General features: G+C 69.1%; 21 protein-coding genes. 10 read left to right on the plus strand and 11 right to left on the minus strand.

The genetic code is table 11. The features are described from left to right. The first annotated feature begins 31 nt into the window (after positions 1-31). The 3 genes from H0B54_RS11485 to H0B54_RS11495 all read left to right on the plus strand — a co-directional run bounded on the left by H0B54_RS11485 (position 32) and on the right by H0B54_RS11495 (position 2377). On the plus strand, positions 32-736 hold the full coding sequence (locus tag H0B54_RS11485) for a nitroreductase (RefSeq protein ID WP_188260422.1): 705 nt from the start codon (positions 32-34) through the stop codon (positions 734-736). Between the two features lie 163 nt (positions 737-899). Beyond that, the gene (locus H0B54_RS11490; protein ID WP_188260423.1) at positions 900-1754 is read left to right on the plus strand and encodes a hypothetical protein; all 855 of its coding nucleotides are present in this window, start codon (positions 900-902) and stop codon (positions 1752-1754) included. Positions 1755-1798: 44 nt separating this feature from the next. Beyond that, positions 1799-2377 (plus strand): YceI family protein, encoded by a 579-nt coding sequence (locus tag H0B54_RS11495; protein WP_188260424.1) that lies wholly within the window; start codon positions 1799-1801, stop codon positions 2375-2377. Positions 2378-2386: 9 nt separating this feature from the next. Here the strand turns inward: H0B54_RS11495 and H0B54_RS11500 are convergent, their stop codons facing one another. Then, positions 2387-3085: a Crp/Fnr family transcriptional regulator gene (locus H0B54_RS11500; protein ID WP_188260425.1), complete on the minus strand. Its 699-nt coding sequence runs from the start codon at positions 3083-3085 to the stop codon at positions 2387-2389. Between the two features lie 158 nt (positions 3086-3243). Here H0B54_RS11500 and H0B54_RS11505 point away from each other — a divergent pair, with 158 nt between their 5' ends. Further along, positions 3244-4944, plus strand: coding sequence for an adenylate/guanylate cyclase domain-containing protein (locus H0B54_RS11505; RefSeq protein WP_188260426.1), 1701 nt, complete (start codon positions 3244-3246; stop codon positions 4942-4944). A gap of 55 nt (positions 4945-4999) precedes the next feature. Here the strand turns inward: H0B54_RS11505 and H0B54_RS11510 are convergent, their stop codons facing one another. The 4 genes from H0B54_RS11510 to H0B54_RS11525 form a co-directional block, all read right to left on the minus strand. Next, on the minus strand, positions 5000-5653 hold the full coding sequence (locus H0B54_RS11510) for a TerC family protein (protein WP_188260427.1): 654 nt from the start codon (positions 5651-5653) through the stop codon (positions 5000-5002). 170 nt (positions 5654-5823) lie between these two features. Beyond that, positions 5824-6522 (minus strand): response regulator, encoded by a 699-nt coding sequence (locus tag H0B54_RS11515; RefSeq protein ID WP_188260428.1) that lies wholly within the window; start codon positions 6520-6522, stop codon positions 5824-5826. Continuing rightward, positions 6519-9263 (minus strand): sensor histidine kinase, encoded by a 2745-nt coding sequence (locus H0B54_RS11520; RefSeq protein WP_188260429.1) that lies wholly within the window; start codon positions 9261-9263, stop codon positions 6519-6521. Before H0B54_RS11520 ends, H0B54_RS11515 begins: the two co-directional genes overlap by 4 nt. A gap of 84 nt (positions 9264-9347) precedes the next feature. Further along, entirely contained in the window at positions 9348-9491 is a 144-nt protein-coding gene (locus H0B54_RS11525) for a potassium-transporting ATPase subunit C (protein ID WP_188260430.1), read from the minus strand. Positions 9492-9615: 124 nt separating this feature from the next. On the opposite strand from H0B54_RS11525, the gene H0B54_RS11530 reads away from it, so the two are divergent. Further along, positions 9616-10095: a GFA family protein gene (locus H0B54_RS11530; RefSeq protein WP_188260431.1), complete on the plus strand. Its 480-nt coding sequence runs from the start codon at positions 9616-9618 to the stop codon at positions 10093-10095. A gap of 19 nt (positions 10096-10114) precedes the next feature. On the opposite strand, the gene H0B54_RS11535 is transcribed toward H0B54_RS11530, so the two are convergent. Beyond that, positions 10115-10888, minus strand: coding sequence for an ABC transporter permease (locus tag H0B54_RS11535; protein ID WP_211109328.1), 774 nt, complete (start codon positions 10886-10888; stop codon positions 10115-10117). Beyond that, positions 10885-11811, minus strand: a complete 927-nt coding sequence (locus H0B54_RS11540) for an ABC transporter ATP-binding protein (protein ID WP_188260432.1) — start codon at positions 11809-11811, stop codon at positions 10885-10887. The genes H0B54_RS11535 and H0B54_RS11540 overlap by 4 nt, the downstream gene beginning before the upstream one ends. A 226-nt stretch (positions 11812-12037) precedes the next feature. On the opposite strand from H0B54_RS11540, the gene H0B54_RS11545 reads away from it, so the two are divergent. After that, entirely contained in the window at positions 12038-12721 is a 684-nt protein-coding gene (locus tag H0B54_RS11545; RefSeq protein ID WP_094303638.1) for an HD domain-containing protein, read from the plus strand. A gap of 192 nt (positions 12722-12913) precedes the next feature. After that, positions 12914-14836 (plus strand): O-linked N-acetylglucosamine transferase, SPINDLY family protein, encoded by a 1923-nt coding sequence (locus tag H0B54_RS11550; protein ID WP_188260433.1) that lies wholly within the window; start codon positions 12914-12916, stop codon positions 14834-14836. Positions 14837-14941: 105 nt separating this feature from the next. Here the strand turns inward: H0B54_RS11550 and H0B54_RS11555 are convergent, their stop codons facing one another. Continuing rightward, positions 14942-15136: a hypothetical protein gene (locus tag H0B54_RS11555; RefSeq protein WP_188260434.1), complete on the minus strand. Its 195-nt coding sequence runs from the start codon at positions 15134-15136 to the stop codon at positions 14942-14944. A gap of 249 nt (positions 15137-15385) precedes the next feature. On the opposite strand from H0B54_RS11555, the gene H0B54_RS11560 reads away from it, so the two are divergent. Beyond that, on the plus strand, positions 15386-15994 hold the full coding sequence (locus H0B54_RS11560; protein WP_188260435.1) for a helix-turn-helix domain-containing protein: 609 nt from the start codon (positions 15386-15388) through the stop codon (positions 15992-15994). A gap of 78 nt (positions 15995-16072) precedes the next feature. After that, positions 16073-17113, plus strand: a complete 1041-nt coding sequence (locus H0B54_RS11565) for a DUF808 domain-containing protein (protein ID WP_188260436.1) — start codon at positions 16073-16075, stop codon at positions 17111-17113. A gap of 209 nt (positions 17114-17322) precedes the next feature. Here the strand turns inward: H0B54_RS11565 and H0B54_RS11570 are convergent, their stop codons facing one another. The 3 genes from H0B54_RS11570 to H0B54_RS11580 all read right to left on the minus strand — a co-directional run bounded on the left by H0B54_RS11570 (position 17323) and on the right by H0B54_RS11580 (position 20237). Beyond that, positions 17323-18600 carry a TRAP transporter large permease gene (locus tag H0B54_RS11570; protein ID WP_094303633.1) on the minus strand — a complete coding sequence of 426 codons (1278 nt, stop codon included), beginning with the start codon at positions 18598-18600 and terminating at the stop codon, positions 17323-17325. Beyond that, positions 18597-19115 carry a TRAP transporter small permease gene (locus H0B54_RS11575; protein WP_188260437.1) on the minus strand — a complete coding sequence of 173 codons (519 nt, stop codon included), beginning with the start codon at positions 19113-19115 and terminating at the stop codon, positions 18597-18599. The genes H0B54_RS11570 and H0B54_RS11575 overlap by 4 nt, the downstream gene beginning before the upstream one ends. Before the next feature lie 138 nt (positions 19116-19253). After that, positions 19254-20237 (minus strand): C4-dicarboxylate TRAP transporter substrate-binding protein, encoded by a 984-nt coding sequence (locus H0B54_RS11580; RefSeq protein ID WP_188260438.1) that lies wholly within the window; start codon positions 20235-20237, stop codon positions 19254-19256. A 184-nt stretch (positions 20238-20421) separates the two neighbouring features. On the opposite strand from H0B54_RS11580, the gene H0B54_RS11585 reads away from it, so the two are divergent. Next, a complete protein-coding gene (locus H0B54_RS11585) occupies positions 20422-21141 on the plus strand; it encodes a GntR family transcriptional regulator (protein ID WP_094303630.1) in 720 nt (239 codons plus the stop codon). Positions 21142-21275 lie beyond the last annotated feature (134 nt).

A 21275-nucleotide genomic window follows, 5' to 3' on the forward strand; every position in this document is an offset into this window, starting at 1 on the left:
CATGAGACACCGTCCGCAGTGGAGCGCGCCCATGGCGTCCGAAGAATCCTTTTCCCGCCCCCTGTCTGTCCTGGAGGCCGTGCGCAGCCGCCGCAGCGTCCGCGCCTTCACCGCCGAGCCGGTGCCGCGCGCCGTGGTGGAGGAAATCCTCGAAGCCGCCAGCCGGGCGCCCAGCGGGTCGAACATCCAGCCCTGGAAAGTCCATGTGGTGGCCGGTACGGCGCGCGAGGCGCTGTCGGCGGACCTGCGCGCCGCCCATTTCGACCCGGCGGACGACCAGGCCGGGGCGGAATACACCTACTACCCGACCCAGTGGTTCGAGCCCTATCTGGCGCGGCGCCGGAAGATCGGCTGGGACCTCTACGGCCTGCTCGGCATCGCCAAGGGCGACCGGGAGGCGATGGCCCAGCAGCACGCCCGCAACTACGACTTCTTCGGCGCCCCGGTCGGGCTGTTCTTCACCATGGACCGGCGGATGGAGCAGGGAAGCTGGCTCGACGTCGGCATGTTCATGGCGAACGTGATGGTCGCGGCGCGGGGCTTCGGGCTGGACACCTGCCCGCAGGCCGCCTTCATCACGTACCACCGCATCGTCCGCCGCCATCTCGGCATTCCGGAGACCGACATCCTGCTGAGCGGCATGGCGCTGGGCCACGCCGACCCCGACGCGCCGGAAAACCGTCTGGAGACCGAGCGCGCCCCGGTCGCCGACTTCACCCGTTTCCACGGTTTCTGACATCTCCGCCCTGTCGGTCCCTGTTCGCGATGTGCGTTTTCGCACAGGCGTCGGCGGGCCATGACGGCACTCTCCAACCGCGCCGCGAAGCGGTGGCCTGACCGTTCCATCCCGGCAGGCTCCGCCCCGCGTCCCGTTTCCTGCGGCTTGGAGTGCCCTGACGATGGCTCTGCTCGATGATCTCGTGGTGCAGACCGCCCTGTTTCCGCTGGTGGTCGGCGTCGCCGCCGTCGGCGTTGTCCGTGTCGCGGGCGGGCGGACCCGGGGGCCCCGGTTGGCGGCGGCGGGCGTTGCCGCCGCCTTCCTGGCGGCCTATGCGCTGATCGTCGGCCTGCCGGCCCTGCCGCCGCCCTCCAGCATGGGCCGCCTGTTCTGGAGCGCGGTGGCCGGGCTGGTGATCGGCGTCGGTGCCGATCTCGCCGGGGTCGACCGCCGCCGCGGCACATGGCTGCTCGGCGCCTGGGTGACGGGGGCGCTGCTGTGGATCGCCCTGCCCGTGCTGCCGGGCAGCCTGGACACCATCACCGCCGCGGTCCTGCTGCTGGCCGGCGGTTGGATCGCCCTGTCCCGCACCGCCGGGGAGGGCGAAGGGGTGGCCACGCCCGGCGTCGCCCTGCTGGCCGCCGCGGTGGCGGTGGGCGGGGTGGCGCTGGTCGGCGCCTCCGCCTCCGTCGCCCAGCTCGCCTTCGCACTGGCCGCGGCCACCGGCGGCCTCCTGCTGTGGAACTGGCCGGTTGAACGCCACGCCTGGGGCAACGCCGGTCAGGCGGCGCTGGGCATCCTGGTGCTGCTGGCCGCCACCCTGACCTTCTTCTCCTCCGCCCACGCCGAAGCCCTGCTGCTCGTCCTGCCGGCCTTCTTCGCCGACCGGCTGCGCGACCGGCTGCCCCTGCCGCGCACCGCCGCGGGACGGGCCTTGGGCACCGTGGCGCTGACCGTCCTCGCCCTGGTGCCGGCCGTCGCCGCCGTGGGCGTCGCCTTCCTACTGTCCGCCGGTTCCGACGTGTCCGGCTACTGACCCACCCCAGTCATCCCGTTCCATCCGACAAAGGACTCCGAATCATGAAGCGTCTTCTCTCCGCCGCCGCCCTCTCGGCCCTCGTCGCCCTGCCGCTGACCGCCCAGGCCGCCCCGGTCGCCTATAAGCTCGACCCGGCCCACACCGCCGTGGTCTTCATCGTCGACCATCTGGGCTTCGCCAAGGCCATGGGCCGCTTCAACACGGTGGCCGGCGAGCTGTCCTTCGACAAGGACGCCGCGGACAAGAGCAGCCTGTCGGTGACCATCGACACCACCAGCGTCGACACCAACCACGCCAAGCGCGACGAGCACCTCAAGTCGCCGGACTTCTTCAACGCGAAGGAGTTCCCGAAGATGACCTTCAAGAGCACCAAGATCGAGAAGACCGGCGAGAAGACCGGCAAGCTGCACGGTGACCTGACCCTGCTGGGCGTCACCAAGCCGGTGGTTCTCGACGTGGCCTTCAACAAGGACGGCGTCAGCCCGGCCAGCAAGATGGACACGGTCGGCTTCTCCGCCCGCGGCACGATCAAGCGCTCCGACTTCGGCATGAAGTACGGCGTGCCGAACATCGGCGACGACATCCAGATCATCATCGAGTCCGAGGCGGTGAAGGCGTAAGGCGCGCCGTCAATCCTCCTCCGCCGCCTGCCGGACCCGCTCCCGCAGGCGGCGGGTGTCGAGCAGGATCAGCGCGCCCCGCCGCTTCTCCAGCAGCCCGTCGCGCTCCAGGGCGCTCAGCTCCCGCGAGACCGCCTCGCGCCGGGTGCTGACTCGGGCGGCGAGGTCGGCGTGGGGTGGCGGCGGGGAGATGGTGGCGCTGTGCTCCCCCCGCCCGTCCGGCCGGGCCAGCCGCAACAGCTCGGCGTAGATGCGGTGACGGACGTCCAGCGTGTTGAACTCGTTCACCCGCGTGGCGAGCTTCCGGATCTCCCCGGCCAGCAGAACCATCACCTGGTCGCAGACGTCGGGGTGACGGTGGATGCAGTCGCGGAACAAAGGGGCGGGCATGCAGGCGACCGTGGCGTTGGTCACGGCGACGATGCCGGCGGAGCGGGCCTTTCCGTCGATGGCCGCCAGTTCCCCGAAGAATTCCCCGGCGGGGATGTCGCGGAGGATCACTGTCCGCCCGGAGATCGCGCGGATCGTCACCCGGACCAGACCGGCGGCGACGACGAAGACGTCGGTCCCCTCATCCTCGAAATCGATGATCCATTGCCCGGCCTCCACCCGGCGCCAGACGCAGCGGTCCTCCAGCGCCCGCAGCTCGTCGGGGGACAGGGAGCGGAACAGCGCCGCCCCGGCCAGCGTTTCGGTCCGGCGCCTCATGAACGGGAATGGATGTCGGGCTGTGGCATGGCGCGGGATGATCTCATAGGATGCCAGGGGACGCCACGCCGAAGCCGAGAACCACAGCCCGAGTCCGCCGACCGACATGACGACCGTCCCACCCGCCGCCCGGCCCCGTTCATGACCCGGAACCGTTCATGAAACGCCGGATCGAACGCCCGTTGCGCCTGTTCACCGGCCTGACGCTGTTCACTTTCGTTATCACCCATTTCCTCGCCCACGCCGCCGGCCTGCTGCTGCTGCCGGGAATGGAGGTGGCGCGGGGCACCCTGCTGTGGGTCTGGGACACGCTGCCGGGGCAGGCGCTGCTCGCCGGCTCCTTCGTCACCCACGCCGGGCTGGGGCTGTGGGCGCTCTACCGGCGCCGCCACCTGCGCATGCCCGCCGGGGAGGCGTGGCAGCTGGGGCTCGGCCTGTGCATCCCGCTGCTGCTGATCCCCCACGGGATGGCGGGGATGCTGTCGGACGACCTCTACAACGACCCGCTGACCTACCCGCGGGCGATCGTCCTCTACTGGATCACCGCGCCGGAAACCCTGCTGTGGCGCCAGCTCCTGCTGCTGGTGATCGTGTGGATCCACGGCTGCATCGGGGTGCGCGGCTGGCTGATGACGAAGCCCTGGTACCGGCAGCGGGCCTCGCTGCTCGGCGCCTTCGCCATGCTGCTGCCGCTGCTGGCGCTGGCCGGGATTGTCAACGCCGGCTGGGACGCCGAGCGCCGGGCGGCCGCCGATCCCGCCTATCTCGAGCAGTTCCGCCCGCCCCCCGCCGGCACGCCGGAGGCGGAGAACCGCGCCGCGCTGGCCGCGATCAGCGGCGGCGTGTTCAACACCTACGTCCTGCTGCTGGTCGGCACGCTGGGGATGCGGCAGTACCGCAACTGGCGGGCGCGGGCGACCAGCCCGGTGCGCATCGCCTATCCCGGCGGGCGCTCGGTCACCGTTCCGCGCGGGACCTCGGTGCTGGAGGCCAGCCGCGCCAACGGCATCCCGCACACCGCGCTGTGCGGCGGGCGGGGACGCTGCTCCACCTGCCGCATCCGGGTGACCGAGGGGGCCGACGCCCTGCCGGCGCCCAACGCGACGGAGCGGGCCGTGCTGGAACGGATGAAGGCGCCGCCCGCCGTACGGCTGGCCTGCCAGCTCCGCCCGGTGGCGCCGCTGTCGGTGACGCCGCTGCTGTCGGCGCGGGACAACGGCCGCACCTTCGCCGTCACCGCCCCCATGGACAGCGGGCGGGAGCTGGCGATCACCGCGCTGTTCGTGGATTTGCGGGGATCGACCTCGCTGGCGGCGGAGCGGCTGCCCTTCGACGCGCTGTTCATCGTCACCCGCTACGTCCAGGTCGTCACCGACGCGATCCGGCGGCACGGCGGCTACGTCATCGCCATCGCCGGCGATGGGGTGATGGGCATGTTCGCGAACGAGGCGGACCCCACCGCGGCGGCGGCCAGCGCGCTGCGCGCCACCGCCGACCTGTGGCGCGACATCGAGGTGCTGAGCCGCGACCTCGCGGAGGAGCTGGACCAGCCGCTGGCCTTCGGGGCCGGGGTGCACTCGGGCCTCGCCGTGGTCGGGGCGGTGGCCTGTTCGGAGGACGGGTCGCTGCAGTTCATCGGCGACACCGGCAACGTCGCCGCAAGGCTGGAGGAGATGACCAAGACGTTGGGCGCCACCCTGGTCTTTTCCGACGCGACCGCCGAACTGGCGGGGCTGCGGCAGCTTGAGCATCTGGAGCGCCGGGAAGTGGCGATCCGGGGCCGCGACGGCACGCTGGGGGTGCGGACGGTCCAGCGCCAGGAGGATTTGCGGGCGCTGTTGGAGGGTGCCGGCGCCTGAAGAAAAACCCCCACCGGAGGGGCGGGGGTTTTCGATTGTCAGAGCAGATGGGACATCAGAGCAGGTGGGCCTGGGTCAGGACCTCGTTGCCGCCGCGCCAGATCATGTCAAGCGCCACGTAGGTGATGATGGCGAGGCCGATCCAGCCGATCCAGCGGTGCTTGTGCAGGATATGGGCGATCACATTGGCCGCAGCGCCCATCAGGACGACGGAGAGCAGAAGGCCGATGACCAGGACCGTCGGATGGTCCTTGGCCGCACCGGCCACCGCCAGCACGTTGTCGAGCGACATCGACACGTCCGCCACCACGATCTGCCAGACCGCCGCGCCGAAGGTGGTCGTCACCACCGCCGCACCGACCGCGGCGTCCCCAGGGCCGTTTGCGGCCAGCGCCTCGTCGGGCGTCACCTCGTCCGCCCCTCCGGAGCGCAGCTCGCGGTACATCTTCCAGCAGACCCAGAGCAGCAGGACGCCGCCGGCCAGGGTCAGCCCGATGATGGCGAGAAGCTGGGTGGTGATCAGGGCGAAGAAGATGCGCAGGATGATGGCCGCGCCGATGCCCCAGACGATCACCTTGCGGCGCTGCTCCACGGGAACGGCGGCGGCGGCCATGCCGACCACGATGGCGTTGTCGCCGGCGAGAACGAGGTCGATGGCGACCACCTGCCCAAGGGCGGTGAGCTGCGACCAGAGATCGACGCTTTCCATATAAAAATCTCTTCGAAGGCTGCGGGTGGGCTCAATGGCGGTGTGCGGTCATCTCTTTTCTTGGGGCTTGCGCTTGAAACAGCGGCCCTGGGGGTTCTGTCGCACGAATCCAACCACCGCGCAGCAGGTTTAGCGTGCAGCGGTGGGTTGCAACGGATGTGGGGGCGGGATCAATCCGGCGCGCGCAGCCGGTAGCCGACGCCGGTCTCGGTCAGGATGTGCGAGGGGCGCTCCGGCTCCGCCTCGATCTTCTGGCGGAGCTGGCGGATGTAGATGCGCAGATACTGCACGTCGGTGTCGGCGCCCCAGACCTCCTTCAGGATGAACCGGTGGGTCAGAACCTTGCCGGCATGGGCGACCAGCAGGCGCAGCAGGTCGTATTCGCGGGGCGACAGCTTCACCTCGGCGCCGCGGACCGTCACGATCCGCCGGACCAGATCGACGGCAAGGTCGCCGCTGCGGAACAGCGGGCGCTCCCCCTGCTGCTGCAGGCGGTGGCGCAGGGCGGCGCGGATGCGGGCCAGCAGTTCGTCCATGCCGAAGGGCTTGGTCACATAGTCGTCGGCGCCGAGGTCCAGCGCCTCCACCTTGCCCGCCTCGTCGGTTCGGCTGGACAACACGATGATCGGGGCGGCCACCCCGTCGGCGCGCAGGCGGCGGATCACCTCCAGCCCGCCGATCCCCGGCAGGCCGAGGTCGAGCACCAGCAGGTCCGGCGGGCGCCGCCGCATCGCCTCCAGCGCGCCCGCCCCGTCCTCCGCCTCGGCGATGTCGTAGCCCTGGGCGGACAGGGTGGTGCGCAGGAAGCGGCGGATCGGCGGCTCGTCGTCCACCACCAGGACGCGCAGCGGCAGGGTGTCCGACCTCATGGCGTCCCCTCCCCCTCAAGGCCGGGCTCCTCAAGGCCGGGCAGAGCGGCGGCGGCGGGCATGGTCAGGGTGAAGACGGCGCCGGAGCGGTCCTTGCGGTTGCCGGCGGTGATGGTGCCGCCCATCGCCTCGACGAAGCCGCGGCAGATCGCCAGCCCCAGCCCGGTCCCGGCGCGCTGCCGGTCCTGGGCCTGGACGCGGTAGAACTTGTCGAAGATGCGCTCGACATCCGCCACGGGGATGCCGTCGCCCTCGTCCCGCACCTCGACGCGCACCCGACCGTCCTCCCGCGACGCCCCGACCTGGATCAGCGAGCCTGTAGGCGCGTATTTGGCCGCGTTGTCCAGAAGATTGAAGAGAACCTGTTCGAACAGCACGTCGTCCGCCTCCAGCATCGGCAGGTCGGCGGCCAGATCGACGTCCACCCGGTGCCCGGCCAGGATGCGGCCCGCCCGCCCCAGCGCGCTGCCCACCGTTTCGGCCAGATCGACCGGGCCGGTGCGCGGGCGGATCGCCCCCGACTCCAGCCGCGTCATGTCCAGCAGGTTGGCGATGAAGCGGTTCAGCCGCTCCGCCTCCTCCTGGATGGTGGCGGCGAGGTCGCGGCGCGACGCCTCGTCCATCCCGGCGCCGTAGGCGGTCAAGCTGGTCGCCGACCCCAGGATGGAGGCCAGCGGCGTCCGCAGGTCGTGGGAGATCGAGGTGAGCAGGGCCGAGCGCAGCCGCTCCGTCTCGGCGGCCAGACGGGCGCGGTCCACGTCCTCCGCCAGGGTGACGCGCTCGATGGCGAGTGCGGCCTGATCGGTCAGCGCGTCGAGCAGCCGGCGCTGGTCGGGGGTCAGCAGGGCGCCGGGCTTGCCGGTGCGGGCGGTGTCGGTGTCGATGCCGACCACCCCGACCGGACCGCGCCCGGTGCGCAGGGGAAGGAACAGCCACTTGGCGCCGGGCAGCGTGTCCGAGCCGCGCCCGGCGGGCCGGTTGTTTTCCCACGCCCAGACGGCGGCGGCGAGGTCGGCCTCGCGCAGCTCGTCCTCCGGCGGGTAGCCGGCGCGGACGGACACGGTGTCGCCGTCGGGCAGCAGCAGGACCACATGCACCTTCAGCATCGCCGCGATCTGGTGGGCGGTCGCCCACAGCAGGTCGTCCATGGTGACCACGCCGGCCAGCTTGCGGCTGAAGCCGTAGAGATCCTCCGTCGTCTTGGCCCGCAGCCGCGCCGTCACCGCCTGGGCGCGCACGCGGGCGGTCAGGTTGCTGGCGATCACCGCGACCACCGCGAAGAAGAACAGCGCGACGATGTTCTCCGGATCGGCGATGGAGAAGGTGTAGAGCGGGTTCAGGAAGAAGTAGTTGAAGGCCAGGATGCTGACGACGCAAGCGTAGAGCGACGGCCCCAGCCCGCCGGTCACCGCGCTGGTCAGCACCGCCGTCAGGAACACCAGCCCGATGTTGCCGACGTCCAGGATCAGATGCAGCAGGTGCCCGACGCCCAGCGCCAGGGCAACATAGCCGGTGGCCGCGGCGTAGGGCCACCAGCACAGCGCCGGACGCCGGGGGGCCGCGGTGCGCACCGTCTTGGGCGGGATCGGCTCCTCGGCGTCGCCGGCGATGACGTGGACGCTGATGCCGCCGGCCTGCCGGATCAGCCGGAAGGCGACGGAGCCGCGCAGCAGTTCCGCCCAGAGGCCGCGGTGGGACTTGGCGATAACGATGTGCGCGACGTTGTTGGTTCGCGCATACTCGACCACGGTTCCGGCGACGTCGCCGCCGGGGATGGTCACCGCCTCGCCGCCCAGCTTCTCGACCAGCCGCAGCGCGTCGGCGATGCGGTCGCGCTCGGCCTCGCTCAGGCGCAGGCTGCGCGGCGTCTCGACGTGCAGCGCCGTCCAATGGGCGCGCAGCCGGTCCGCCTGACGGCGGGCGTAGCGGACGACGGCGGCGCAGGCCGGGTCCTCGTTCACGCAGACCAGCAGCCGCTCTCCCGCCGCCCAGGGGCCGGCGATCGCGTGGGCCTGCATGTGGGTGAGAAGCTGGTCGTCCACCCGCTGGGCGGTGCGGCGCAGCGCCAGCTCACGGAGCGCCGTCAGGTTGCCGGGAGAGAAGTAATGGCGGATGGCCCGCTCGGCGGTGCGCGGGACATAGACCTTGCCGTCCTTCAGCCGCTGGATCAGGTCGTCGGGCGTGATGTCGATGACCTCGATGTCGTCGGCGCGGTCGAGGATGGAATCCGGCACCGTCTCGCGCACACGGACGCGGGTGATCCGGGCGACGACGTCGTTCAGGCTCTCCACATGTTGGATGTTCATCGTCGTGTAGACGTCGATCCCGGCGGCGAGGATCTCCTCCACGTCGAGATAACGCTTGGCGTGGCGGCTGCCGGGGGCGTTGGTGTGGGCCAGCTCGTCCACCAGCACGATGGCGGGTCGGCGGGCGAGAATGGCGTCGAGGTCCATCTCGTCGAGCTGGCGGCCCCTGTAATCGACCTTGCGGCGAGGAAGGACCGTCAGGCCGGCGAGCAGCGCCTCGGTGTCCCGCCGGCCATGCGTCTCCACCACCCCGACCACCACGTCAACCCCATCGCGCCGTTTGGCTTGGGCGGTCAACAGCATCTCGTAGGTCTTACCGACGCCGGGGGCGGCACCCAGGAACAGCTTCAGCCGCCCGCGCCCCTCCCGCGTGGCTTCGCGCAGGAGCGCATCGGGCGAAGGCCGGATGGCGGCGGCGGTTCGGTCGTTCGGCATCGGGGGCGGCTTTCGGAACGGATCGGCGGCCCCATCCCCTCCCCACCCGCGAGGGAACGGAAGAGGCCGTCTGCTGACCTTCAGCTAATGCATCGCCGTGACTGCGTCGAGGGCGAGATTGAGCCGCGGCGCGTTCATCACCGGCTCGCCCAGCGGTCCCAGCGACGATGGTTCGGTGTTCACGGTGACCAGGGCGCGGACCTGGGCCTCCGTCGGACCGCTGGCCATGGCCGAGGCGATGGCCCTTGTGGTCGACGTGTGATCGCCGCACCCCCCGGAAACTTTCCCGAAGAGGGAGGGTTGGACGGGTGCGGCGCCGCAGGCGGGCGCCCGAGGATCGGAGGAGAGGACGATGAAGCTCGACGGGTCCTGCCACTGCGGCGCGGTGCGTTTCTCGGTGGACGCTTACGCGCCGGTCCCCTACCTGCGCTGCTACTGCTCGATCTGCCGCAAGACGGCGGGCGGTGGCGGCTACGCCATCAATCTGGGGGCCAAGGCCGACACGCTGGCGGTGACGGGGACGGAGCACATCACCGTCTTCCACGCCCGCATCGACGGGCAGGAAAGCCCCGGCGAGCGGCGCTTCTGCTCCCGCTGCGGCTCCGCCTTGTGGGTGAGCGACCCGCGCTGGCCGGAGCTGGTCCACCCCTTCGCCAGCGCCATCGACAGTCCCCTGCCGGAGGCGCCGGCCCACGTCCACATGATGCTGGGGTCGAAGGCCAACTGGGTGCCGGTCCAGGCCGGGCCGGGGGATGAGCGCAGCGACGACTACCCGCCGGAATCGCTGGAGGAGTGGCACCGCGCCCACGGGATGTTGGACGGCGGGGCGTAACCCCCGCCGCCCGAGGCTGTCAGGCCTTCAGCTTGTAGCCGGTGCGGAAGATCCACCAGACCGCCGTCAGGCAGAGCGCCAGGAACAGAGCGGTCATGGCGAGGCTGATCCCCACCGGCACGTCGGCTTGGCCGTAGAAGCTCCAGCGGAAGCCGCTGACCAGATAGACGACCGGGTTGAACAGGGTGATCTTCTGCCACAGCGGCGGCAGCATGCTGATCGAGTAGAAGCTGCCGCCGAGGAAGGCCAACGGCGTGATGACCAGGATCGGCACGATCTGCAGCTTCTCCCAGCCGTCGGCCCAGACGCCCAGGATGAAGCCGAACAGGCTGAAGGTGACCGAGGTCAGCACCAGGAAGGCGACCATCCAGAACGGGTGCTGGATCGAGTAGTCCACGAACAGCCGGGCGGTCAGCAGGATCAGCACGCCGAGGATGATCGACTTGGTGGCCGCCGCCCCGACATAGCCGAGCACCGTCTCGAAGGCGGAGATCGGGGCCGACAGCACCTCGTAGATCGTCCCGGAATAGCGCGGCATGTAGATGCCGAAGGAGGCGTTGGACACGCTTTCCGTCAGCACCGACATCATGACGAGGCCGGGCACCAGGAAGGCGCCGTAGCTCACCCCGTCCACCGCGGTGAAGCGCCCGCCGATGGCCGCCCCGAAGACGATGAAGTAGAGCGAGGTCGAGATGACCGGCGCCGCGATGCTCTGGAACAGCGTGCGCCAGGTGCGGGCCAGCTCGAACAGGTAGATGGCCTTGACCGCATGAAGGTTGATGGGGGAGGTCATGCCCGCTCCTTCACAAGGCTGACGAAGATCTCCTCGAGGGAGCTTTCCTCGGTGTGCAGGTTCGTGAAATCGATGCCGTGGTCGCCCAGCTTGCGGAGAAGCCGGGCGATGCCCGTCTGGTCCTCCTGCGTGTCGAAGCTGTAGACCAGCTCACGCCCGTCGCCGGACAGGGTCAGGGGGTAGCCGGCCAGCTCCGCCGGGATGGCCTCCAGCGGATGCTGGAGCTGCAGGGTCAGCAGCCGCTTGCCGAGCTTGCGCATCAGCGCGGCCTTGTCCTCGACCAGCACGATGCGGCCGTTGGAGATGACGCCGATGCTGTCGGCCATCTCCTCCGCCTCCTCGATGTAGTGGGTGGTCAGGATGATGGTCACGCCGCTGTCGCGCAGCCGCCCGATCATCTCCCACATGCCGCGGCGAAGCTCCACGTCCACTCCGGCGGTCGGCTCGTCGAGGAAGAGGATGCGCGGCTCGTGCGACAGGGCCTTGGCGATCATCACGCGGCGCTTCATGCCGCCGGACAGCGCCATGACCTTGCTGTCCTTCTTGTTCCAGAGGGACAGGTCCTTCAGCACCTTCTCGATGTGGGCGGGATCGGGCGGCTTGCCGAACAGCCCGCGGCTGAAGCTGACGGTGGCCCAGACGCTCTCGAACGCTTCGGTCGTCAGCTCCTGCGGGACGAGGCCGATCAGCGAGCGCGCGGCGCGCCAGTCGCGCACGATGTCGTGCCCGTCGACCGTCACGGTGCCCGCGGTGGCGTTGACGATGCCGCAGACGGTGCTGATGAGCGTCGTCTTGCCGGCCCCGTTCGGTCCCAGCAAGGCGAAGATCTCGCCGCGGCGGATGTCGAGATCGACCCCTTTCAGCGCCTGGAAGCCGGTGGCGTAGGTCTTTTCCAGCCCACGCACCTGAATGATCGGCTGCATGTCTCCCCTCTGCCTGTCGGTCGGCCCGTTCCGGGCGGGCGTCACCTTAACGGCGCGACGGCCCGTGGTCATCGGGCATTCGGCGCGATGCAACCATTCCGGATAGGGGGTTCCTGATTTGGGAGTCCCGATTTGGGGAGGGGGATGCCCGCCCACAAATGATTTCGGGACAATCGCCCTCCCCATCCCCATATTATGTAAAAAGCACGGAAGAGGACGAGCGCTCATGCCAAAAGATGTTGTGCTCAGCGATGTCGATGTTTGGGAAAGCTCCATCACCACATGGCTGCGTTCCAACGTGGCCGAGGATCCGGCGCACGACGTCGACCATCTTCTTCGCGTCTGGCGCACCGCCAAGGCTCTGGCCGCGGCGGAGGCCGAACGGGACGGCGGACCGCCGCCCGACATGCTCGTCGTGCTGGCCGCGGCCCTGCTCCACGACATCGTGAACGTGCCGAAGGACCATCCGGACCGCAGCCGCGCCTCCCGCCTGTCGGCGGATCGGGCGGAGGAGGTTCTGCGCGGCATGGGGTTCCCGGACGCGCTGATCCCCGCCACCCGCCACGCCATCGAGGCGCACAGCTACTCCGCCGGCATTCCGCCGCTGACCGTGGAGGCGAAGCTGGTTCAGGACGCCGACCGGCTGGAAAGCCTGGGGGCCATCGGCATCGCCCGCTGCTTCGCCACCTCCGGCCTGATGAAGCGGGCGCTGTTCCACGGCGAGGACCCGATGGCGGAGGGCCGCCCGCTCGACGACCTGCAATACGCGCTGGACCATTTCAAGGCGAAGCTGCTGCTGCTGCCCAACACCATGCAGACCCCGGCGGGTCGGGCACGGGCGCAGGAGCGGGCAGCCTTCCTGCTCTCCTTCCAGGTCCAGCTTCTGGCGGAGATCGCCGGGGACGCCTGACGCCTCCACCGGCACGGGTCGCGTGTGGAGGCTGGCCCGACGACAACGCTCTCCTTCCCGGGACGGCAAGGCGTTAGCATACCCTAATAGAGCGCATCGCCATGGCGGTGCGGCTCGCACGAACCGGGCTGCGGCGGGCGCAGCGCGGTTCGGTGTGTTGGGTGAACCGAAGCAGTCCGGGTTGGAGCGACCATGAACAAGAACAGGCAATCCGGCGGTCCTTCCGCACCGGACATGCGCAAACTGTCGGATGCTCTGGCCTTGGCCCAGAAAGGCGATCTGGGGCGCGCCGTCGCGTTGTTCGACCAGGCGACCAGGGGGACCGCCCTGACTCCGCAAATCGCCGGGTTCGGACGGGACCTCCATGCGGCGGTCGGGAACGCGGCCTTCGGGAACCAGCGCTACGACGATGCCCTGAGCGCGTTCGAGCGGGCGCTCCGCCACGATCCGAATCATCCTGGAATCCTGCTCAACATCGGCAACACTTTGTTCAGGATGGGAGCCTACGACCGCGCCGCCGGGACGCTCGAACAGGCGCGGTCGCTGCACCCGGCAAGTCCGGACACGCTGCTCAGCCTCTCGGCGGTGCTGTTCCAACTGGGGCGCCTCGCGGAGGCAGAGCGTCTGGCCCGTCAAGCGGCGGCGGTCGCGCCGAACGCTCCGGCGGTGTGGTTCAATTTGGGGACCGCCCTCAAAGGACAGGACAATCTGGCCGTCGCCGCGGAGGTCTACCGCCGCGCGCTGAGGATCGCGCCGCAGAATCCGACCGCGACGGTCGGGCTGATCCAGACCAAGCAGCGATCCTGCGACTGGTCCTCCTTCGATGACGACGCGGTCGAGCTGGAGTCCATCGCGTCGCAGGGCGTGCCGGTCCAGGCGTCCATGATGCTGTCCCACCGCGTTTCCGCCCGGTCGCTCCTGGCCGCGGCGCGGGCCCACGCGCAGACGATCCGGTCGAAGCCGGTGCGGCTGAAGCCGAAGCCCGCCAGGACGGCCGTCGCCACCATCGCCTACCTGTCGAACGATTTCCGCCAGCATCCGGTCGCGCAGCTGCTGGCGGAGGTGCTGGCCCTGCACGACCGGTCGCGTTTCCGCGTGGTCGCCTACAGCTACGGCCCGGACGACGACAGCGTCGAACGCCACCGTGTGCGCGAGGGCGTCGACCGCTTTGTGGACATCGATGCCCTGACCGCGGAGGCCGCCGCCGAAACGATCCGTCGGGACGACGTCGACATCCTGATCGACCTCAAGGGCTACACCGGCCACCCGCGGCCGCACATCCTCGCCGCGCGGCCGGCACCGGTGCAGGTCCAGCTCCTCGGCTATCCCGGCACCATGGGCGCGCCGTGGATCGACTACATCGTCGCCGACCCCATCGCCCTGCCGCCGGAGTTGGAGGATGGCTTTACCGAGACGGTCGCCCGGATGCCGCGCTGCTTCCTGCCGCGGGACCGCCGTTATGACGTCCCCCCAGCGCCGCCACGGTCGGCCTGCGGGCTTCCGGCGGATGGCTTCGTGCTCGCCTGCTTCAACAACGCCTACAAGATCACGCCCGAGATCTGGGGCGTCTGGATGGCGTTGCTGCACAAGATTTCGGACGCGGTTCTGTGGCTTGCACGGCCGACCGCGGAGGCCGAACAGAACCTGCTCCAAGCCGCCCAATCGGCGGGGATCGCCGCGGACCGCATCGTCTTCGCGCCCTGGGCACCGACGCTGGCCGATCACCTGGCCCGGCTTCAGAACGCCGACCTGATGCTGGACACCCTGCATTACGGAGCCCACACGACGGCGAGCGACGCGCTGTGGGTCGGGCTTCCGGTGGTGACGCTCCCGGGACGCACGCTGCAGTCGCGCGTGGCCGCCAGCCTGCTCCACGCCGCTGGCCTTCCCGAATTCGTGACGGAATCCCTGGCGCACTACGAAAGCGCGGTTCTTCGTTGGGCGAACAACCGCGGTGGCCTCGCGGCGGTTCGGGACAGACTGCGGGCCGAACGCGACAGCGGGCCGCTGTTCGATATGAACGCCTACACACGCTTGCTGGACCAGGCGTTGCTGACGATGCTGGACCGGCAGCGCCGAGGCTTGCCGCCGGCGACGTTCACGGTCGCCGGGTAAAACGACGGGCGAAATGAAAAAGGACCGCTCCGGAGGAGTCGGTCCTTTTTTCCGGCCCGGATGGGCGGGCCGCCGCGTCGTGGGGCCGGATGGCCCTGGCGCCGGTCATTCGCGCATCAGCGTCGGCAGATCGAGCGTCGAGGTGCTGGCCGCCGGGGCGTAGGTGCCCGAGGCCACAGCCTGGTATACGATATACAGCGGAGTGGCCGAGAACCAAGCGCTGGCGAATTCCGTAACACCCTTGGCGATGCTCGCCAGAAGGCCTTCGTGATGGCTGTGATGAGCGGAAGCGTAAGCCATGATGTGTCTCCTCTGTGCTGATGGAGCTATTGTGCCGTGGTATACCCAATACCAGAAGCGCTATGCCCGCAGAGCAGCAAGACCGAAAAATTACAGCTTCCTCAAGCGTTTACCCGCAAAACAGTCGGCGTTACGAACCAAAGTTCCGGATACTCCGGTATGACTCTTCCCGCATGATTGCGTATGTGTTTGCCGTAGAATCGCGTATTCTCCCATCATTACCCCTGGAGATAATCTGGAGAGCCGTCTGTGCCGGTGCATGAGTGGCCGCAGATCGTGCGCGCGTTGCGAAGGCTGCACGGCCTGACCACCGCGCAGTTCGCCGTCATGCTGGCCACCACCGAGGAAACCGTCGCCCGTTGGGAGTCCGGCGCCGCCCTGCCCGACCCGCGGGAGCAGGCGCTGTTGCGCGACGTTCTGACCGGCCATTTCCGGCACCACCCCACCTTCCTCGGCCTGAAGGCGATGGTGCGGAGCATGGGTGAGAAGTGCACCCTCTACACGCCCGGCCTGATCGCCCAGGCCGTGTCCCCGCCGCTGGCCCGATGGCTCGAGCGGCACCGCTTCGACATCGTCGGCTCCTCCCTGCTGCCACGCATCGACGGGCTGACCGCGGAGATGATGGAGCGCTACGCCCTGCCCATGCTGGAAGGGACGAACGACGTTCTGTCGGTCACCTACAACGACCGGGCCGTGGCCTTCCGCAACGCCGTCATCAACCGGCGGCTGAGCGTCGTCCCGGTGGACGGCGTGCGCGTCCTCGTGCTGGTGGACCGGGTGCTCTATCTGGACGACGGCCGGGACATGCCGGACCCGGATCTCCACATGCTCACCGCCGACCAGCTCGTCGACGACTGACCGGCTTTCCGAAGGTCCGGCTTGCCCCCGGCGGCGTTGTCTGCTCCATGGACGCCGGTACGGAGGGGAGCCAAAACCTTGAGCACGGGACTGATCGCACTGTTGGACGATGTGGCTGGCTTGGCGAAGGTCGCCGCGGCCTCGCTGGATGACGCCGCGGGACAGGCGGCACGCGCGGGAGCCAAGGCCGCCGGGGTGGTGGTGGACGACGCCGCGGTGACGCCACGCTATGTGGTCGGCTTCACCGCCGACCGCGAACTGCCGATCATCGGCAAGATCGCACTGGGTTCGTTGAAGAACAAGTTGGTGTTTTTGCTGCCCCTGGCGCTGGCGCTCAGCCTCGTCGCGCCCTGGGCGATCACGCCCCTGCTGATGCTCGGCGGCGGCTTCCTCTGCTACGAGGGGGCGGAGAAGGTGTGGGAGGCCCTGCGCCCCCACGCAGCGCATCATGACGCCGAAGGACTGGGCGCCGCGGGGCAGGACGCCGCGCAGTTCGAGCGGGAGAAGATCAACAGCGCCATCAAGACCGACCTGATCCTGTCAGCGGAGATCATGGCCATCGTCCTCTCCACGATCGCCGCCGAAACCTCCTCCTTTTGGATGCAGGCTGCCGTTCTTGCGGTCGTCGGGGCGGGCATCACCGGCATCGTTTACGGCGCGGTGGCGCTGATCGTGAAGGCGGACGACGTGGGCCTGTCGCTGGCCCAGAACGGGCGTCCGGCGGCCAGTCTCCTGGGGTTGCGCACACCCTACTCCGATGCGCCGGGCGGGGCCGACCGGGCGCTCGCCCCGGTGACCCAGGCGATCGGACGCGGGCTGGTCAAGGGAATGCCGGTTTTCCTGAAACTGCTGGCCCTGGTCGGCACCGCCGCCATGCTGTGGGTGGGCGGCGGCATCGTCGTCCATGGGCTGGAAGGCTTCGGCCTGACCGCGATCGGACACACGATCCACGGTGCCGCCGTGGCGGCCGGAGAGGCCGTTCCGGCGGCGAAGGCCGCGGTGGAATGGCTGGTCGGGGCGGCGGGAGCCGGGGTGTTCGGGCTTCTGCTGGGCGCCCTGCTGATCCCCCTGGTGCACAAGGTGATCAAGCCGCTCTGGGGCATGGTGACGGGAAAGTAGCGTGGCCCAGGGCGAAGCGCGAAGGGGCGGCCCTGCCCGGACCGCCCCTTGGCGTTGCCCTTCACACGCGGCCCTGCCCCGTTTCCACAATGACAAGGACGCTCCATGGACGGGGCTTGGTGTGCCCGGACCGGCCGTGGGTCCGCCGAGAGATCGGAGCGCCATATATTAGTATATCAGCGCTCCAACTCCTGGCAAGCCCCCTTCCCTCACATCAGCATGTTCGGCAGGAACAGCACCAGCCCCGGCCAGAGCGTCAGCACGGCGACCAGCAGGACGATGGTGCCGACGAAGGGCAGCGATTCGACGACATACTCCTCCACCGGACAGTCGAGCAGGCTGCACACCGTGTACATGGCCACGCCCACCGGCGGCGTCATGGAGCCCAGCGTGACGATGGTCATCATCAGGATGCCGAAATGCACCGGATCGACGCCCAGCGGCGTCACGATGGGGAGGAAGATCGGCGTCAGCAGCAGGACCAGCACCGTGCTCTCGACGAACAGCCCGGCGATGAACAGGAAGATCAGGATCAGCGCCACCACCAGCAGCGGGTTGGTGGTGAGCTGGGTCATCGCCTCGGCGATGGTCTGGGGCGCCTGCTCGAAGATGATGGCGTAGCCGACCATGCCGGAGAACAGGATGATGAGCATGATCAGGCCGGTGTCCACCACCGCTTCCTGAAGCGCCTCGGCCACCGCGGCCCAGGTCAGTTCCCGGTGCAGCAGGAAGCCGACGACGGCGGCGTAGACGACGGCGAAGGCGCCGACCTCCGACGGGGTGAACAACCCGCCGCGGATCGCGAACAGCAGGGCCACCGGGAACAGCAGCGCCCACTTCGCGTCGGCCACCGCCCGCCACACGGCGCGCAGGGTCGGACGCTCCGCCATTTCGGGACGGTAGCCGCGGCGACGCGCGATCAGCCAGACGGTCAGCATCAGCCCGGCCATCATCATGAAGCCGGGGATGACGCCGGCCAGGAACAGCCGCCCGATCGACACGTTGCCGACGAAGCCGTAGAGGATCAGCCCCAGGCTGGGCGGGATGGTCGCGGTGATCAGCGAACCGACCGCGATGGCGGCGGCGGTGAAGCCCTTCGAATAGCCGCGGGCGATCAGGCTGGGGCCGAGGATGCGCGCCTCCATCGCGGCGTCGGCCACCGCCGAGCCGGAGACGCCGCCCATCAGGGTGGACAGCACGATGCAGACCTGCGCCAGCCCGCCGGACATCCAGGACACCAGCACGTTGGAGCAGTTGATCAGGCGGCTGGTGATGCCCGTCCGGTTCATCATGTGCCCGGCCAGCACGAAGAAGGGCACGGCCAGCAGCGGGAAGCTCTGCGAGGCCGAGGCGACCTGCTGCACCCCGATGGACATCGGGATGATGTCGTTCGTGGCGAAGAAGGAGAAGCCGGCGATGCCGATGGCGAAGGCGATCGGAAGCCCGAACGCCATCAGCGCGAAGAAGGTAACGGCAAGCAGGGTCACGGCACGACCTCCTCGATGTCGCCGGATTTCGGGGCCGGGGCGAAGACCGGCTTGGGGTGGCGGCGCAGCTCGCGCAGGGTGTCCAGGATCTGGCCGGTCAGCGTGATGGCGAGCAGCAGGCAGCCCACCGGCACCGCGGCGGTGACGAAGGCGTAGCTGATGCCGCTGTCGCCGAACTGGCGTTCCAGGTTCAGCATGGTCAGCCGGTAGCCCATCACCGTCATGGTGAGAAGGAAGACAACGACCAGCACGCCCAGCACGACGTCCAGCGTGGCCCGCGCGGAGTCGGGAAGGCGCTTGACCAGATAGTCGATGCCGATGTGGGCGCGCTTGCGCAGCGCCATGTCGGCGCCGAGGAAGGCGACCCAGACGAACAGGAGCTGCGCCACGTCCACCGACCAGACCAGGGGATGGCCGAACCAGCGCATGACGCCGGCGGCGAAGACGAGCAGAACGATGGCGGCGAGGAGAAGCATCGCCAGGACGGCTTCCCCCTTGTGAAACAAGGACGACATGATGGCGGTCCCTTGATGGCGGAAGGTGGCGGCAGGCAGCGTTGAATGTGGAAGGTACTGGCCCCCACCCCGGCCCTCCCCTACGACAGCGGGGGAGGGCCGGGGTGGGAGCAACGTCAGCGCGAACCGAATCCCGCGTCAGTTCTGCAGCAGCTTTTCCACGTCCTTGTGGAGTTCGGCGTAGCCCAGCTTCTCGTAGACCGGCGCGGTGGCCTTGCGGAAGGGCGTCACGTCGATCTCCTCGATCGTCATGCCCTTGTCCTTCATCTGCTTCTCGAAGTCGGCGAGCGACGCCTGGGTGGCGCGCGACGCGCTGTCGCCGGCCTTCAGCGCCTCTTCCTTCAGGATCGTCTGCTGCTCCGGCGGCAGCTTGTCGAACCAGGCGGCGCTGGTGACGATCCCGGTGATCAGGTTGATGTGGCCGGTCTTGGTGATGCGGTTGGTCACCTCGTACAGGCGAGCGCCGAAGCTGGCGGGGTGCTGGGCCTCGACGCCGTCGATCACCTTTTGCTGGAGGCCGGTGTAGACCTCCGACCAGCCCATCGGGGTCGGGGTGGCGCCCATGGCGCGGATCGTCTCCATCCACACCGGCGCGCCCGGCGTGCGCATGCGGATGCCGGCGAGGTCTTCCGGTCCCTTCACCGGCTTGTTGGTCAGCAGGTGCCGTTCGCCCTGCCACCAGTTGAAGGACAGCACCTGATGGCCCGACGCCTTGCGCAGCTTGTCCGACCACTGGTCGAACAACGGCGAGGTGACGACCTTGCGGATGCCCTCGTAGCCCTGGGCAAGGTACGGTCCTCCCAGAACGCCGAACTCCTTCACGAAGACGGCAAGACGCCCGCCGTCCACGACCACCGCGACCCCCGCCCCGGCGCGGGCCTGCTCCAGCACATCCTCGTCCTTGCCGAGCTGCGAGCCGGGGAACAGGCGGACGGCCATCTTGCCGCCGGACCGCGCCTCGACGTTCTTCTTGAACTCCTCCAGCCCCTTGTAGAGCGGGTCCTGCTGGGCCAGCGCCGTGTTGACGCTGAGCGTGTAGTCGGCCGCCAGCGCGCCGCCGGCGACGGTGGCCAGCGCAAAGCCGAGGGCGGCCACGCGCCAAGTGCGGGTGATGATGCTCATGTTTCCTCCCTTTGAGGACAACGCCTCTTGCACGGAGGCGATTGTTCGGTACGCGACTGGTATGGTAGTATACAAGAATGGTGTTGTCTATGGGCTTGCGAACGGTGCAGGATGAATCCGCCGTCGAGGATCATCCGGGCGGGCACCGACGGGACGGACTGCAAAAAGAAGGGATGGGGAGAGCATGTTGAGGAGGATCGAGCCGGATTCGACGGAGCCCGTGGCGCGCCGCGTCTTCCGGGAACTGCGCCACGCCATCGTGACGATGCAGTTCCAGCCCGGCCAGCCGCTGTCCGAGCAGGAGGTGGCCGGCCAGCTTGGGGTCAGCCGCCAGCCGGTGCGCGAAGCCTTCATCAAGCTGAGCGAGTCCGGGCTGGTCGTCATCCGCCCGCAGCGCGGCACCTTCGTGGTGAAGATTTCGGCCAAGCAGGTGATGGACGCCCGCTTCGTCCGCGAGGCGGTGGAGCTGGCGGTGGCGCGCAAGGCCGGCGAAGGGTTGCCCGCCCGCGCCGTCGCGGAGTTGGAGGCCAATCTCAAAGCGCAGCGCGAGGCCGCCCAAAGCACCAATCCGGCGGCCTTCCTGGAGTTGGACGAAGCCTTCCACCGCACCATCGCGCTGGGGGTGGATTGCGAATACGCTTGGCGGGTGGTGGAGGAGACCAAGGCCCAGATGGACCGCGTGCGCTACCTCAGCCTGCCGCAGGCAACCCCGCTGGACCGGCTGATCGCCCAGCACGAGCAAATCGTCGAAGGAATCCGGGCGCGCTGTCCCGACGCCGCGGAGGCCGCCATGCGCCTGCATCTGCGCGAGATCCTGAACTCCCTGCCCGAGTTGGCCCGGCGCTTCCCCGACCTGTTCGACAGCGATTCCGCCCCCGCCGAACCGATCGCCGAATCCGCATGAACACTGGATTCATAGCGCTGCAATTGACTCAGTAGCAGCGCTGTGAAGAGCGCTATGAATACTTGAACTCTCCAGGGCTTCGACTTATAACAGCGCTATGTTGCGCTGCAATATCGATATGGAAGGCATGCGAA

The sequence above is a fragment of the Azospirillum tabaci genome (genome assembly GCF_014596085.1).
Taxonomy (GTDB): domain Bacteria; phylum Pseudomonadota; class Alphaproteobacteria; order Azospirillales; family Azospirillaceae; genus Azospirillum; species Azospirillum tabaci.